A 14,433-nucleotide genomic window follows, 5' to 3' on the forward strand; every position below is an offset into this window, starting at 1 on the left:
ATCCTTAATCAATATCACGGGCCTGAACCCAAATGACAGCATCCTGAGAAAGCTCTTTACCTTCATGCTCTTTGTCTGGCCCGACACCAAGAGCAGCAAAGCCCCAGAATCCTTCTTCGGGAATACCAAAGGTGAAGGTGCCGGATGCATCAGCTAAAATTGCATGCGCAGGTGAAGAAATTTTACCTTCACTTTCAAAGCGGTTGTTTTCGGGATCTGCGGGATAGTTGAGATATTCAATCTCAATTTCGGCAAAAGGAACAGGTTTCCCGTCGGATAGAACTACCCCAGAGAAAGTCCCCCCTTCGATAACATTATAAGGTTTTGTCAGAGGACGGATTTCTGTTTTCAATCCTTGGGGTTCTGCCCAGTCCGTTGGAAGATCACCAACATTCACATAGGATTTTGTGATTTGTTGGATGAAAATATCTTCGCTTGCTTCGTAAAAAGGAGCAGGCTTCAGAACAAAAATATTATCCCCAAGACCACGTAATTTCACAGAAGCCTCATAGGCTTTTCCTGTATTTTCACGACTGGTCCAGTCGATAATATTCAAGCTATCCATCAGGTTTTTCTTTTTACCCTTGCGAATAACGTAAAACTCTTCCGGTGTTCCCATTTCCATCACATGGCCTGATTCAGCAGGATGCGTAAATGGCATCTTCAACGTTATTTCCCCGCCCTTTTCAAGCATGGTTTCAGGTGTAAAAATCAATTGAAAATGTGCTTGAGCACCAGAAATAAATGTTGCCAGTCCCGCAGCAACGGCTCCACAAAAAAGAACTTTTTTCATCACGTTCTAAAATCCCCCATCTTCAATGCGATTCATTGAAGACAACGTTCCTAAAATAAGCTAATTGGATTCTGAGAGATACGTCAGACATCTCGTCAAAGCATAATACAGATATTACTGATTACGCTTATTCCAGCAGCTCGGCTCAAAGGCACGCCACAAACGGATGTCCGTCACCAATGGTACTCCCCGCCCTTTGGTCCAGTGACATTATGCCGGCAGGTCTCCTGGCTCACGGATCGTTGCTCAATTACCAAACCTTCCCGGCGCCAAACCTTTCGATCTTGCCAGTGGTTATAATTGGTAAGAACTCACCGTTTACAGTTGCGGGGGCAGCCACGGTTCAAAATCCCCTGATGGGTAGATCTTTCCGTGTTCCCTTTTAATCCCCGGACGACTTCATCCAAGGGGAACCATGCATGCCGCGAGTTTATGCGCAGAAAAAAAATCCTGCAAGCCCAAGATTTCAATAAACCGAAGAAGACTTGATCGTTCTTGTTGTGTTTTATTTCTGGGTTTTGCTTAACATCTTATAGAGCCCTTTGCTGCCTATTTTGCTTGGCATTTCAAATCATTCAGCATACTTATGAGTATGTCTTTGAATGAGTTCGATACGAGTAAAAATGATGTCCCCTTCAAAAACCACATCAAAACCCTTAAACGGCGGTCAGGTTTGGCTTAATGCAGCCACGGAAATTTTGTCCGAAGAAGGATTTCAGGCCCTTAATATTCCCCGTTTATGCCAAAAACTTCAATTAACCAAAGGTAGTTTTTACCACCACTTCAAAAACTTCGCGACATTCAAGCAGGACCTGCTCGCCTTTTGGGAAAAGGATTTTACCCAGGACATATTTGATGAAATAAAAGAAGTCGAGGACCCCGAGGCCCAGTATGAAATGCTTTTCAACCTCGCCTTCGAAAAAGATCTCGCGGTAGATTTAGCCATACGTTCCTGGGCACAGGCAGATAATCAGGTCAAAGACATTGTCTCTAAAGTAGATGAAATGCGCATTGGCATTCTGACCGAAATGTATCAAAAAACGTCTGATCTGTCTCAGGAAGCTGCACGTAACTATGCCGTGATCGATTATACAGGCTATATCGGGTTCTACAGCTTGTTTCCTGATGCTCCAGATAGTTGGGCACGTGACCTCGCCTCTATTCAGACAAGGTCACTTCTTGCTGATAGTAAAATGACGCGTGGCAAGTTATAACTTTTCAGAGAACTCAGAAACGTCATCGCCAAGCATAATCAGTAGAGTTTTTATTGCCCCAGAAATTAATGAGTAAGCTCTGATTTTTTTGGTGCAGCTTTTGCCTGTCGTAAACTAGCCAGTGTCAATCCGTAAATGCTAAGTACAACAATAAGCAATGCTACAATTTGGTAAATTTCAATTGTGTCATGTAAAAAGATTACAGCCAACACCATCGTTAGACCTGGCCAAGGCGTGGTTATTGAGCTGGCCAAAGACACATCAATATGTCGAACAGCGTAAAACCATACGATCAATTCAAGAAAATAAACAAACCCCATAACAGCTGATATAGGGTGAAGAATTACATCAACTGCATTCATTATTTTTGATGGTTCAGCAATAATAACAACAACACACAAAAAAGCAGTCGAAATTGCCACGCGGAAAAACGTAACTTGTACTGGGGTGATGGCAGTACGGCTCAATTCTTCTTTAATAATGACATGCGCTATGCTCCAGAGTAACGGCACACCTAAAGATACAAGAAACCAGAATGATAGACCCGCCATCTGAAAAGTGCCTCCCGTTCCAAGATAATATAGCGAACCGATTAGTATTCCTGTCAGGATCAGTTCCAAAAGGGATTTTTGTCGCTTAAAGAATACTCTTTCCCACAAAATAGCGAATAAGGGATAAGCTTGAATCGCAATGGCAGCATTTGTTGCCCCGGCCTTCTCAACACTCAAAACATAAAGATAAGTTGATAAGCCGAACAATACCCCAGTAAAGAGGCCCATCAGGATCATCCGCCTCCGCTCCTTTTGCGATAGATTCAATCCCAGAATCCCTCTAGTCCCCGTTTTCAGCTCAAACCAAAAAACTGGCAAAGCAAAAACCACCTGCCAAACTGATAAAGCAAATGCAAAAGATAGCGCCCCAACCTCAGGAGAACGAAGATTAGAGATGATCGGCATGGCACCAAGCAGTGCCAAACTAACTAAAGATAAAACGATGCCTTTTCCAACAGAAGTTGATGTAAGTGCCATAAGAAAACCCCGTCACCTATTGCTTAATTGCACTTATTATTGATATTATTATTGCACTTAAACAATTAAAACATTGATCTGATGGCAATTTGGATACCCAATCTTGATGGCCGACGCGGCCCTAAATATCTTCAAATCGTTGAAGCTATGGCAGAGGATATTTCATCAGGGAAGTTACCTTTTGGCACAAAGCTGCTTCCCCATCGGGAACTTGCGTATCAGCTTGGCCTTTCAGCAAACACAACGAGCCGCGCCTATGCCGAAGCGGTTAAAAGAGCTCTGCTACGAGGGGAAATTGGGCGTGGGACATTTGTTAGATCTCTGCATTCCACCTTACAGGAGGATAAGCCAAGTAACTTACATCGACGTAATACAGGACCAATTGATTTATCGCAAAATTTACCATTCGCTGGCTTTGCGGAACCTTATGTCCGTCGTGCCTTAGAAGAGATTTCAAGTACTAAAAACCTCTCCCCATTAATGGACTATCAAACAGAAGAAGACCTGCGACATCACTGTGATGCTGGAAAAATTTGGCTAGAAAGCTGTGATCTTGAAACAAAACAAGATCAAATAATTACAACAATGGGTGGGCAACATGGTTTACTTTGTATTTTAATGGGATTACTGCAAGCAGGTGATCTATTATTAACAGAGGCTCTAACCTACATGCCCTTTAGGGTCATGGCCGAGAGATTAGGAGTACATATAAAAACCGTCGCCATGGATGATGAAGGTCTTATCCCGGAAGCGTTTGAAGAACTTTGCAAACATTCAAAACCGAAAGCCTTATATCTTACACCAACATTGCAAGCCCCGACCACATTGACGCTTTCAAAAGCACGGCGAGAAGCTATCGCCAGAATAGCTGAGAATAATACTGTCCTCATCATTGAAGATGATGTTTTTGGACTGTTAAACCCAGACAGCCCAGCCCCAATTGCAAAATCAGCTCCTCAGAATACGATCTATGTCACAAGCCTTTCGAAATCCGTTGCGCCAGGGTTACGTGTTGGCTTTTTACACGCTCCCCCCCATTTGGTTCCCGCTTTGCGTAATGCCGTAAATTTGAGTGTCTGGATGACACCTCCTATAACATTAGAAATCGCAACAAAACTGATACACGATGGATCTGTTACGCACCTAACAACACAACAAAGAGAAACTGCAAAACATCGGCAATCATTAGCTAAATTCATTTTTGGGCAAACAAAATTTGCGGCCAACCCAAACGGGTTCCATATCTGGATGCCACTTCCAGATGGCTGGCGAGCAGACATCTTTCGAGACCAATGTCTTCGCCATGGTGTGCTGATTAACGAAGGTAGAAGCTTTACCTATGAAGCAAGTAATGCTCCCGAAGCGATAAGAATCTGTTTAAGTCACGAACCCGAAGAGCCAAGACTCACGGAAGGCCTAAAAAAGATTGCGGATTTACTCCATCTCAAACCAAACGAATGGAAGCTTAATCTCTAAATAGAACATTTCAATTGATCTGTTCTTATGAAAAAGAGACACTGCGCTGGAATCGGTTTTCCGGATGAAAATTTGATCCGGAAATAATAGGGAACATGGAGAGATCTACCCATCAGGGGATCTTGAATCGTGGCTGCCCCCGCAACTGTAAACGACTTAAAGCTTGTTATAACCACTGGTAACGTTCTCGGACATCTAATTTCTGGAACGCATCGGGAAGGGACACTGCTCTTACGTCGGAAGCCAGGAGACCTGCCGATTTAACGTCACCTGTCTGATGAACGGGGTGTTCATTAGGGCGGTTTTCCGTCGAGTGACGTGCCTGTCGACACTGGCAAGGCGCGGTTCTATGCTGATATTGAGATCAGCACCTAAACTCGCACTGCCATTGTCATAACTTTTTTGACAAGGCGCGTACCATGTTTTTACGATCTAAAGAAAAAAGGCCCTCACATTCGTTGCGGGCTCTTATCTTCACCCTCCCTTTAACAATATTTTTCTCTCATTCAGCTATCGCTCATTTTATAGAGCTTATTCCTTCATCTTCATTGATTACCAAAAGTGCGGAGAGTGATTTTTCATTTGATATCCGCTTCACCCATCCCATGGAAGGGGCACCCATTATGGAAATGGAACGCCCCGATTTATTCGGCGTTCAAGTCGCTGGTAAAAAGTATGATTTAACAACGGCCCTTCAATCCGCAAAACTTAAAGGCAAACTCAACCCTGCAAATGCGACATCTTATAAAGCCAATCACAAAATAAAGCGTGCAGGCGATTATAGCTTCTACCTCGTCCCCAAACCCTATTGGGAACCTGAAGAACAGGCGATGATCATTCATTACACAAAAGTTGTGGTGAATGCCTATGGTTTGGAGAATGGGTGGGAGACACCCGTCGGGTTGCCTGTCGAAATCATCCCCTTAAGCAGACCATATGGCCTGTGGACTAATAATATATTTTCCGGCCAAGTGCTCAATAACGGACAGCCAGAACCCAGTGCTACCATCGAAATTGAGTATAGGGGAGAAGGAAAAATCGCGGTTCCAGCCACACCCTTTATCACCCAGATTGTTCGCGCTGACAAAAATGGTATTTTTCACTATGCAATGCCAAAAGCTGGGTGGTGGGGGTTTGCTGCGTTACTTGATAACGGCAAAATGTTACCGGCACCGGACGGAACAGAAGCACAGGTAGAAGAAGGTGGATTGATTTGGGTGCACACCCAAGACATGCCGGAATAGGTTTGTCGATTAAGAATTATTTTCTTAATCAATAGTGCTCTAGATAAACAACAAAGCGGTGGGCACAGCTATAGAGTCCACCGCTTAATTATTCCAACTATATATACGTAAAACAGCCTTAGCCTGACATATAAGCCATCATCTGTTCGTTTTCATACTCTAGCTCTAAAAGACGTTTACGCACGACATCACCAATAGAAATCATGCCGCATAGCTTGCCATCAGAAACGACAGGCATATGACGAAAACGACCATCTGTCATTTTTTGCATAACCTCGTGCACTCGCGCATCCGGCGCACAGCACACAGGGTTAGCTGTCATAATCGTATCAATCTTTTCCGCAAATAGCTCTGGACCTTTTTGACCAATTCCAACCACAACATCGCGCTCGGACACGATACCGATAGGTCGATTGCTGTCATCCGCAACAACCAGGGCGCCAATCTTAAATGAATTGAGCATATCGATTACTTCTTGAACCGTATGCCCCGTTGTAATTGTATGAATCTCCCCGCCTTTGTCAGCGAGAATATCCTTTACCGCACCACCGGAAGCTCCCCCAGAAGCACCACTAACCTGCCCTGAGCCAGAACCGCTATCACTTTGATAAACTGCGGCACTGAAATCACCGGAAAATAGCATTTATCATCCTCCTCGTGTTCTGCTGTTTTTTAGAGTATAGCACAAGAATTTTAGGACATAACTTTTGTTTCAAAAAAGTTCCCGGAAGATCTAATCAAAGATAACTTCCCTAAAAAAACTTCCGGGACAGTTGGCGGATCGGAAAGCTTGCTTGAGAATTTAGGTAAAGTTAGAAATGATAAGTAATGGCGAGGCCGCTGAAGAACTGGTTTTTGCTCTCAACGAAGGGGCTGTCTGCAGCATCCCCGAGCAAACGTGCATAGCCCAATGACCCTGTCATTGCCCAGTTTTCGTCAAAGCTGTAGATCGCGTTAAGATTCAGCCCCACATCTTTAAAACCAGCATCAGCATCATGTTGGTTATACTTACTTCTCGAAGCCTGTTTACTGTTTACGCCAAAATAGGACTGCATATAATCTTCTGATGCCCAACTAACAGATGGTCCGGCTGAAATCCAAAGACGTTCGTCAAAAAAGCTATGACGATATTCCGCGCTAAAACTAGCAAGAAGCCCCTTATCTTCGCCGCTCAAATCCTGGGTAACGTCCAACTCTAACGCGTACATTCCCAAATCAATTTCAGCAAAGGCAGTACCCTCTAGCCCGTCATCGACATCTCCTAGCCCTTTAAGGGCAGAGTTATCATCTTCGTCTCGTCCACCATCATAATTCAGGGAAATGCCCCCACTAAAATGCTCTGAACGTAATAATGTCGCGCCTATGCCGCGGTCAACAGAGATAAAAAAGGTATCATCACGCCAGGAAGCTTCGAGAATAGGCATTGCCCCAACATCATAATCGTCAGAACCTTCATAATCAGGCCCAACCCCAGCACCAGCACCAATGGTAAAATCCCAATCACTTAATGCTGCATCTACAACGCTGTCTGATTCAGTATTATCTGGCGCAATTTGATCGCCCGCGATAGCCGGAGACACAAAACCTATAGAAATAAATGATGTGAGAAGAGCAAACCTAGCCAGTTTACTTTGAATAATATAACTCGCCTTAACACCTACGGCTGTCGCAACAGATGAAGACATATAAGAACATATTGAACGGCGCCTAAGCATGATTCCCTCATTAAACAGCGAAAATATATCGTCGTTATAAAGGGGTTTTCTGACAGAGAGCTGACCGTCCTGATTTAAAGAAAATTATTTTAAGCCAGGGCCAATTCCGTGCCAGAAAAATCGCCGATATAGCATTCAGGAATGATTGTTTTGTGAGGTTTATCACTACTATGCGTCTCAGGTCCCACCTGTTCAAAAAGTCGTTGGACATCTCTTACTGATAATCCATCCCATGACGGTTGTAGAGCCCGACAAATTGAATCTTCCAGTTGCTTATAAATAGCTTTGATAAAGGTTTTTTGATCAGAAGATGCTTTCAGAGAATAAACACTTGGCATTTTCCAATGGACTCGCAATGCACCTAAAGGGCCTAAAACAGGTTGATTTTCATCTGGCGCACTCATGCTGATGACGAGATCAATATCCGGAGATCCATCTTCCATATAAAGTTTATGTGTTTTTGAAAAAAGTCCCGCAGTGTCATATCCCTTGGCATCAAGAAACTGTTCAACCATCGGCAACATCTGTCCATCAGGTTGCGTTCCTGCGCTAAAGGACCGAACACGCCCACCCCCAAAATCCCTGAGAAGAGTTTCGGCAATTAAGCTTCTCACAGAATTAGCTGTACTTAAAAAAAGAATATGAACTGGTTTATGCACCATTATTCCAAACCTTTGCGAATATTCCGGCCTTAACGAACAATTGTTTGGTCCAGAATATCTAGATTGACACGCTGGGGATTAATATCTTGGGAATTGATACATCAGGAAAATATCAATTAGATGAAAATCACATGACCTATTTATGACTTACTCGCGTTACTCTTTTTTATAAATGGCTGCCTTCATCAATGTATGGCCATTAATGTATGGCTTGAGCCGTCTTAAAAATTTTCAAAAATTCATTCATCACGGATCTGATGGCGGGCACAAAGCGCAAATCACCATGTACAATCAGGTAAAGATTTGAAACCAAACCCGGAATATCAGGCGTTAACCTTTTCAACTCTGCATCATGATCACCTGCCGCCGAAGGTAGCAAACCAATACCTAAATTCTCCCGCAACATTGCTTGCATCATCATCGCGTGGTTAATTCGAATAACCGGAGTTACCATTTTCAAGGTTGATCGCATCCAGGCTGCATCGGGCTGATAGCTATGTTCTTCATCCCATCCGACCCACGGTAAATCTTTTTGCCAAAGCCACGCCCCCAAATCCTCTTCTTGTGGCAAAGGATCAATATCGCTTTTCTTCGATGCAAAGACGGCAAAAGGCATTTCGGCTAATTTTTGTGTATAGAGATTTCCTTGCTTCGGTTTGCAAAAGCGGATGAGCAAATCCGCTTCACGCCTTGAGAGGCTCGCCTCAACATGTGTCGTGATTAGTTCCAGTTCAATTCCGGGGAGCACTTTTCTAATTTGATGGACATGCTTGGAAAGCAACATCCCGGCCTGTTCATTCATTGACACTCTAACGGTCCCGACCGAGTCCGCTGCTAAAAGTGTGCTTTGACGATTTAATGTTTCAGCAGCCTCAGCCATGGGAAAGGCTTTTGACGCCAGCATTACACCAGCTTCCGTAGGCGATAAGCCTTCTGACAATCGCTCAAACAGACGGCTCTTCAATCCATCCTCTAACGATTTTATACGGCGCCCCACAGTAGGTTGGCTAATGCCCAGTTCTCTTGCCGCGGCAGAAAAAGACCTCATTTCATAAACGGAAAGAAAGACTCTTATATCATCCCAGTCATAAGGTGACTTAAGCATCACGCATCCATTCAATAATGAATATCAAAGTTACAATTATTTTCATACCATACATTTATGAATAGATCTATTTTATAGATATATAAATAATCAGACGATCTAAAGGTTAGATAGATGTCCGTAAGCGCAGATCAAAACAAAACAAATTTTCAGGCCATGCTGGCCGTATTGTTTGCTGCCTTTTTATTCTCGGCTATGTTTGCGCTTCCAAAAGGAAGCGCCACAGACCTACAATGGTTTCAAATCGTTTTCATACGCTATACAGGAGGATTAATTTTTCTGCTGCCAACCGTGTGGCGCTGGCACTACAAAGGTAACAGCCTGAGAAGCAGTTTCGGTCTTTTACATATCGGGCGTTCAATTGCCGGGATTGGTTCAGTTGCCTGTGTTGTTATTGCCTCTTCACAGATCCCGCTTGCTGATGTCATAACCATCAGCTTCTCCAATGGTGCCATTGTCCTTATACTTGCAGGCATCATACTAGGTGAGCGTGTTTTCCCCCGCCATTGGGCATCAATTATCATCACCATCTTTGGTGCAAGCCTTGTTGCTGCCAACAGCGCAGAAGGGAGTCAAAGTTCCTTTTTTAGCACAGCTGCCCTCATTGCATTACTTGCGGCTTGCTGTATGGCTATTGAAATAATCGTTATTAAATTCGTTAGTGAACGGGAAACCATTCCCGTAACCCTCCTGTACGTCAATGGTATCGCAAGCCTCTTATTGCTGATCCCATCATTGATTTGGGGACAATGGCAAGGTTTGGAAAATTGGTGGCCGATTCTTCTTATGGGCCCCATTGCCATTCTCGGGCAGGCCCTTAACCTCTTCGCCTTCAGAAAAGCAGATGTGGTTCTGCTGACACCCTTAACCTATAGCTCGATCTTATTTTCAGCGCTGTTAGGCTTTCTTCTCTTTGATGAGCATTTGAGTTGGCACACAGCTCTCGGGGCAATCATCATTATCACGGGTTGTTTGATTGGGATGGGCATCTATCGTAAAAGTCTTCCACAATCTCAATGAGATATTAATCTCTGAATTTGGTGTATTATAGTTCGGTAATGTTTTCTCGGTGATGTTCTTCCGGTAACGCCCAAAGCCTCCCGAACGACAAGGGTTGATAAAAACACTCTATGACCAACGATCACAGCGACTTGAAAAGCATTGTCTCTCGTTTTACCGATGAGCAGGTATCAACCCCTGTTTTTGTCGCCAACGTCCTGCGTGAAGCAATTATTTCAGGCACGTTGCCACCTCACAGCCTTGTCCGACAGGATACAGCTGCCGATGCAATGGGGGTCAGCAAAATTCCTGTCCGGGAAGCTCTAAGAACACTGGAAGGTGAAAACCTGATTAGCTTTGAACGGAACAGAGGCGCACGGGTTTTACCGGGATCTATTCGCGAAATGATTGAAATTTTTGAACTCAGAAAAGTGATAGAACCACATTTATTGCAGCTCTCGATCCCGAACCTTACGGATGAAGATCTCACCAACGCCCAAAATCTGATTACCCGTGAAGCCCAGTCAACAAACCAGAAAGAACTGGGCGAGCTTAACCGTCAATTCCATGAAATCATTCTATCCGGCGCCAAAGAAACCATCGGGTATAAATTCCAAAGTATTCTTTTTACCACATCAGAACGCTATTTGAGATTGAGCTTAAAAGAACCCTCTTCTCAAACCCGAAGCAATGCAGAGCACCAGCAATTAGTTACCGCCTGTATTGCCCGCGATGGCAATAGAGCAAAAGAGCTCCTCGTCAAACACCTGGAATCAGCTCAGAATGTTATTCACGAGAAGCTCAAGCAGGATAAATCCGTAGATCCGTAAGCTTGCAAAGTTTTCTTATAAATCTTTCGCAAGTCTCAGCGCATCATAGATCGCCGCATGGGTATTCCGAGCGGCAACGGCATCACCAATTCTGAAAAGCTGAAACTTGCCATCAGCATTCGCCGCAATGCTTTGCGGCTGTCCGTTAATAAAGGCTTTGTGGTCAAGCTCACCAAGATTTACCGACGCTGGCTTGAGATCAAAATAAATCTCATCCATCGGAATGGTTCCGTGATTGACGACAATCTGATCGTAGTTTTTTTCTTTGATCAAATCACTATAGTCAGTACCGATTTTGGCCCGTAACCGATTGCCATCACGCACAACATCCTTCAAGCGATAAGTAACCGTAAAGGTCACATCCTTTTCCTGCATCGATCGCATATAAGGAACCAAGTTCATCGCCATGACATCAGGTGCAAAACTACGGTCCGGTGTCATAATTTCAACTTTTGCCCCCGTGTTGGCAATGACTTCGGCCGCTTGCAGTCCGGCATGATCACCAGCGTCGTCATAGACCAACACATCCTGTCCCGGTTTGACGTCACCAGCAATGATATCCCAACTGGAAACCACCAGCTCATTGCCGTTTTTGAGAACTTCGGTGTGGGGTAAACCACCTGTCGCGATAATAACGACATCGGGGTTTTCTACCTCAATATCTGCTGCTTCTGCCCAGGTATTAAATCGAAACTCAACATCGCGGGCAGCACATTGCGCCATACGCCAGTCAATGATCGAAATCATCTCAGCCCGCCGTTGACTTTGTGCAGACAGGCGAATTTGTCCTCCCGGTTCCGGCGCAGCTTCGAAGACAATGACATCATGCCCTCGCTCGGCGGAGACACGCGCAGCTTCAAGCCCTGCAGGTCCAGCTCCGACGATGACAATTTTACGTTTCTTGTCTGCGAGCGGAATATCATGCGGCATGGTCAACTCGCGCCCCGTCGCCGCATTATGTATGCACAAAGCGTCTCCGCCCTGATAGATGCGATCCAGACAATAGGTAGCGCCAACACAGGGTCGGATATCGTCCTCGCGCCCTGCCATGATTTTCCTCACAATGTGTGGATCAGCCATATGAGCCCGGGTCATGCCAACCATATCCAAAAGCCCTTCGGCAACTGCATAACGCGCTGTCGCAACATCGGGAATACGGGCAGCATGAAAGGTTGGCATACCTGTGACTTTTTTAACTTCCCCGGCAAAATCCAGATGAGGTGCTGATTTCATTCCCTGTACGGGAATAACATCTGTTAAGCCCGGATCTGTATCAATATGCCCGCGAATAACGTTGAGAAAATCAACCATCCCAGAACGCTGTAAACGCTTTGAAATTTCAATTCCTTCTGCAGCAGAGATTCCATCCTTGTCTGCTTCATCTGCGGTATAACGTATACCAACAATAAATTTATCGCCCACACGTTTTCGAATAGCTTCAAGCACATTGAGCGAAAACCGCATTCTGTTTTCTAGCGACCCGCCGTATTCACCATCCAGTGTATTGGTGCGCGGAGACCAGAACTGATCCATCAGATGACCATAGGCTTCCAGTTCAATGCCATCCAGTCCAGCAGCTTTCATCCGCTCAGCTGCATCCGCGTAATCCTCAATAATCCGAAGGATATCCCAGTCTTCCATCTGTTTGGGAAAGGCTCGGTGAGACGCTTCACGATGATGTGACGGCGCAACTGCTGGTAACCAGTCCCCTTTGTTCCATCCTGTTCTGCGGCCCAAATGCGTCAGTTGGATCATCACGGCACAGCCATGTTCATGGCATGCATCCGTAACTTTTTTCATCCAGGGCACAACCTCGTCCTTATAGGCCAACACGTTGTTGAACACAGGGGGACTATCACGGGATACGGCGGCAGACCCCGCCGTCATGGTCATACCCACACCCGCCTTTGCCCGCTCTTCATGATAGGCACGGTAACGATCCTTGGGCATCCCGTCTTCTGGGTACGCAGGTTCATGGCTTGTCGTCATGATCCGGTTTTTAATAGTCAAATGCTTCAGCTTATAGGGCTGTAACAAAGGATCATTACTGGCCATTTCTCTCTCCTGTTTATTCTTGTCCCGGTTCAGTTTGTTGATCTGGCTTTTTGCCTATCCGAGATTTTCATCAATGTAATATCAAAGTGGAAACTCGGCAGAATATTTTATGCCGAGCTTAACTGGTTAATTAAGTGGCAACTGACGAAACAAGCCGGGATTTTTGGGATCATTGAAATGGCTCATAGGGCCATGTTCAACGAAGTGTCCATGCCAGCGCTTCATCGCTTCTGTATCCAGTTCCACACCCAGTCCCAACCCTTCGGGTACTGCTATGGTGTTATTTGTCTGACGGAAGGGGCCATTCTCAATGACATCCCCAATTTGCCAACGGAACAAGGATTGTGATGGCTCTGTAATCCACGGCGTTGCAGCAACAACATGTAAATAGGCCGCTGTCATAATGCCCAGATCATTTGAATAGCACCAAAAACCTTTACCCATGGCTTCACAGGCTGCAATGAATTTCATTGTTTTCCCAATGCCACCCAGCGCCGCAAAGTTACAGACAAAATAGTCAGGTGCACCCAAGGCAACAGCGCGCCGTAAATCCGGTACATGGGTCGAAAAGGGAATTATCGAATGGCGGCGTAACTCGGCCATTTCCTCAAAGGTCGCAACCGGGTCCTCATAGTTTCGGATATTGTAGGGTTCCAGTTCCCTTAAAACCCAACGTGCCGTTGTTAAAGACCACTGCATATTTGAATCAAGCCGCAACATAGCGGCAGGCCCAAGTGCTTCTCGCAAAAGGCGAACCGTTTTGATTTCAAGTTCGGGAGCACCTTGAATAAGCTTGCCTTCAAAATAGCTCGAACCGTGTTCTTCTTTCATCTCCAAGCAGTAATCGACAATAGCTTCAGGAGTCATTTCGCCACCTGCTCCATCGTTCTCTGGCCGGAAAGCAAAATACTCCGTAAAGGGAATCTCTTTTCTGACGGCACCACCCAATAATTTATAGAGCGGCATATTCATCACTTTTCCACGGATATCCCAAAGCGCGAGTTCCAACGCACCAAAAGCTATAGAGATCGCATTTTCGCCTGTATTTGCCGTTATCTGCCACGGCGGGACACAGCGCGCTTCACAATTAGCGATATCCAGTGGATCAGCACCAATAAGGGCAGGCGCGATCTCATCCTTAATGATTTCACCAAAATGCCACCAGGGCGCTTCCCCTAAGCCCACGACACCTTCGTCAGTAAAAACTTCGATAATCGATTTTGATGCCCCGGGGTAAAGCCCTGCCGTCCACCAGAAAGGCGCATCAAAAGGTACGTTTACATGAGTAACTTTAATATCCGTAATTTTCATG

Annotated in this window: 13 protein-coding genes and 2 riboswitches; of the genes, 5 read left to right on the forward strand and 8 right to left on the reverse strand. The window is 45.1% G+C overall.

Going from position 1 to position 14,433, the window contains the following annotated elements; all coding sequences use genetic code 11:
- Positions 1 to 4: 4 nt before the first annotated feature.
- On the reverse strand, positions 5 to 793 hold the full coding sequence (locus WH96_RS02755) for a DUF4198 domain-containing protein (protein WP_047762561.1): 789 nt from the start codon (positions 791 to 793) through the stop codon (positions 5 to 7).
- A gap of 200 nt (positions 794 to 993) precedes the next feature.
- Positions 994 to 1,227: riboswitch (cobalamin riboswitch) on the reverse strand.
- Between the two features lie 168 nt (positions 1,228 to 1,395).
- Here WH96_RS02755 and WH96_RS02765 point away from each other — a divergent pair.
- The gene (locus tag WH96_RS02765) at positions 1,396 to 2,007 is read left to right on the forward strand and encodes a TetR/AcrR family transcriptional regulator (RefSeq protein WP_082130285.1); all 612 of its coding nucleotides are present in this window, start codon (positions 1,396 to 1,398) and stop codon (positions 2,005 to 2,007) included.
- 65 nt (positions 2,008 to 2,072) lie between these two features.
- Here WH96_RS02765 and WH96_RS02770 read toward each other — a convergent pair whose 3' ends face one another.
- Entirely contained in the window at positions 2,073 to 3,035 is a 963-nt protein-coding gene (locus tag WH96_RS02770) for a DMT family transporter (RefSeq protein ID WP_047762564.1), read from the reverse strand.
- A gap of 81 nt (positions 3,036 to 3,116) precedes the next feature.
- Here WH96_RS02770 and WH96_RS02775 point away from each other — a divergent pair, with 81 nt between their 5' ends.
- The gene (locus WH96_RS02775) at positions 3,117 to 4,511 is read left to right on the forward strand and encodes an aminotransferase-like domain-containing protein (RefSeq protein WP_047762565.1); all 1,395 of its coding nucleotides are present in this window, start codon (positions 3,117 to 3,119) and stop codon (positions 4,509 to 4,511) included.
- Between the two features lie 36 nt (positions 4,512 to 4,547).
- A riboswitch (cobalamin riboswitch) is annotated at positions 4,548 to 4,785 on the forward strand.
- 145 nt (positions 4,786 to 4,930) lie between these two features.
- Positions 4,931 to 5,755, forward strand: a complete 825-nt coding sequence (locus WH96_RS02780; RefSeq protein WP_047762566.1) for a DUF4198 domain-containing protein — start codon at positions 4,931 to 4,933, stop codon at positions 5,753 to 5,755.
- Between the two features lie 118 nt (positions 5,756 to 5,873).
- Here the strand turns inward: WH96_RS02780 and WH96_RS02785 are convergent, their stop codons facing one another.
- The 4 genes from WH96_RS02785 to WH96_RS02800 all read right to left on the reverse strand — a co-directional run bounded on the left by WH96_RS02785 (position 5,874) and on the right by WH96_RS02800 (position 9,237).
- Positions 5,874 to 6,398, reverse strand: coding sequence for a CBS domain-containing protein (locus WH96_RS02785; RefSeq protein WP_053005592.1), 525 nt, complete (start codon positions 6,396 to 6,398; stop codon positions 5,874 to 5,876).
- 169 nt (positions 6,399 to 6,567) lie between these two features.
- Positions 6,568 to 7,470 (reverse strand): MipA/OmpV family protein, encoded by a 903-nt coding sequence (locus WH96_RS02790; protein ID WP_082130286.1) that lies wholly within the window; start codon positions 7,468 to 7,470, stop codon positions 6,568 to 6,570.
- Positions 7,471 to 7,559: 89 nt separating this feature from the next.
- On the reverse strand, positions 7,560 to 8,132 hold the full coding sequence (locus tag WH96_RS21035; protein WP_053005594.1) for an arsenate-mycothiol transferase ArsC: 573 nt from the start codon (positions 8,130 to 8,132) through the stop codon (positions 7,560 to 7,562).
- Between the two features lie 199 nt (positions 8,133 to 8,331).
- Positions 8,332 to 9,237, reverse strand: coding sequence for a LysR family transcriptional regulator (locus tag WH96_RS02800; protein WP_047762568.1), 906 nt, complete (start codon positions 9,235 to 9,237; stop codon positions 8,332 to 8,334).
- Positions 9,238 to 9,351: 114 nt separating this feature from the next.
- Here WH96_RS02800 and WH96_RS02805 point away from each other — a divergent pair, with 114 nt between their 5' ends.
- Positions 9,352 to 10,257 carry a DMT family transporter gene (locus tag WH96_RS02805; protein ID WP_047762569.1) on the forward strand — a complete coding sequence of 302 codons (906 nt, stop codon included), beginning with the start codon at positions 9,352 to 9,354 and terminating at the stop codon, positions 10,255 to 10,257.
- Between the two features lie 110 nt (positions 10,258 to 10,367).
- The gene (locus tag WH96_RS02810) at positions 10,368 to 11,066 is read left to right on the forward strand and encodes a GntR family transcriptional regulator (RefSeq protein ID WP_053005596.1); all 699 of its coding nucleotides are present in this window, start codon (positions 10,368 to 10,370) and stop codon (positions 11,064 to 11,066) included.
- Positions 11,067 to 11,081: 15 nt separating this feature from the next.
- On the opposite strand, the gene WH96_RS02815 is transcribed toward WH96_RS02810, so the two are convergent.
- Together WH96_RS02815 and WH96_RS02820 are read right to left on the reverse strand one after the other, a co-directional pair.
- Entirely contained in the window at positions 11,082 to 13,121 is a 2,040-nt protein-coding gene (locus WH96_RS02815) for an NADH:flavin oxidoreductase (protein WP_047762570.1), read from the reverse strand.
- 126 nt (positions 13,122 to 13,247) lie between these two features.
- The gene (locus WH96_RS02820) at positions 13,248 to 14,432 is read right to left on the reverse strand and encodes a mandelate racemase/muconate lactonizing enzyme family protein (RefSeq protein ID WP_047762571.1); all 1,185 of its coding nucleotides are present in this window, start codon (positions 14,430 to 14,432) and stop codon (positions 13,248 to 13,250) included.
- Between the last annotated feature and the right edge of the window lies 1 nt (position 14,433).

The organism is Kiloniella spongiae (genome assembly GCF_001026905.1).
GTDB lineage: Bacteria > Pseudomonadota > Alphaproteobacteria > Kiloniellales > Kiloniellaceae > Kiloniella > Kiloniella spongiae.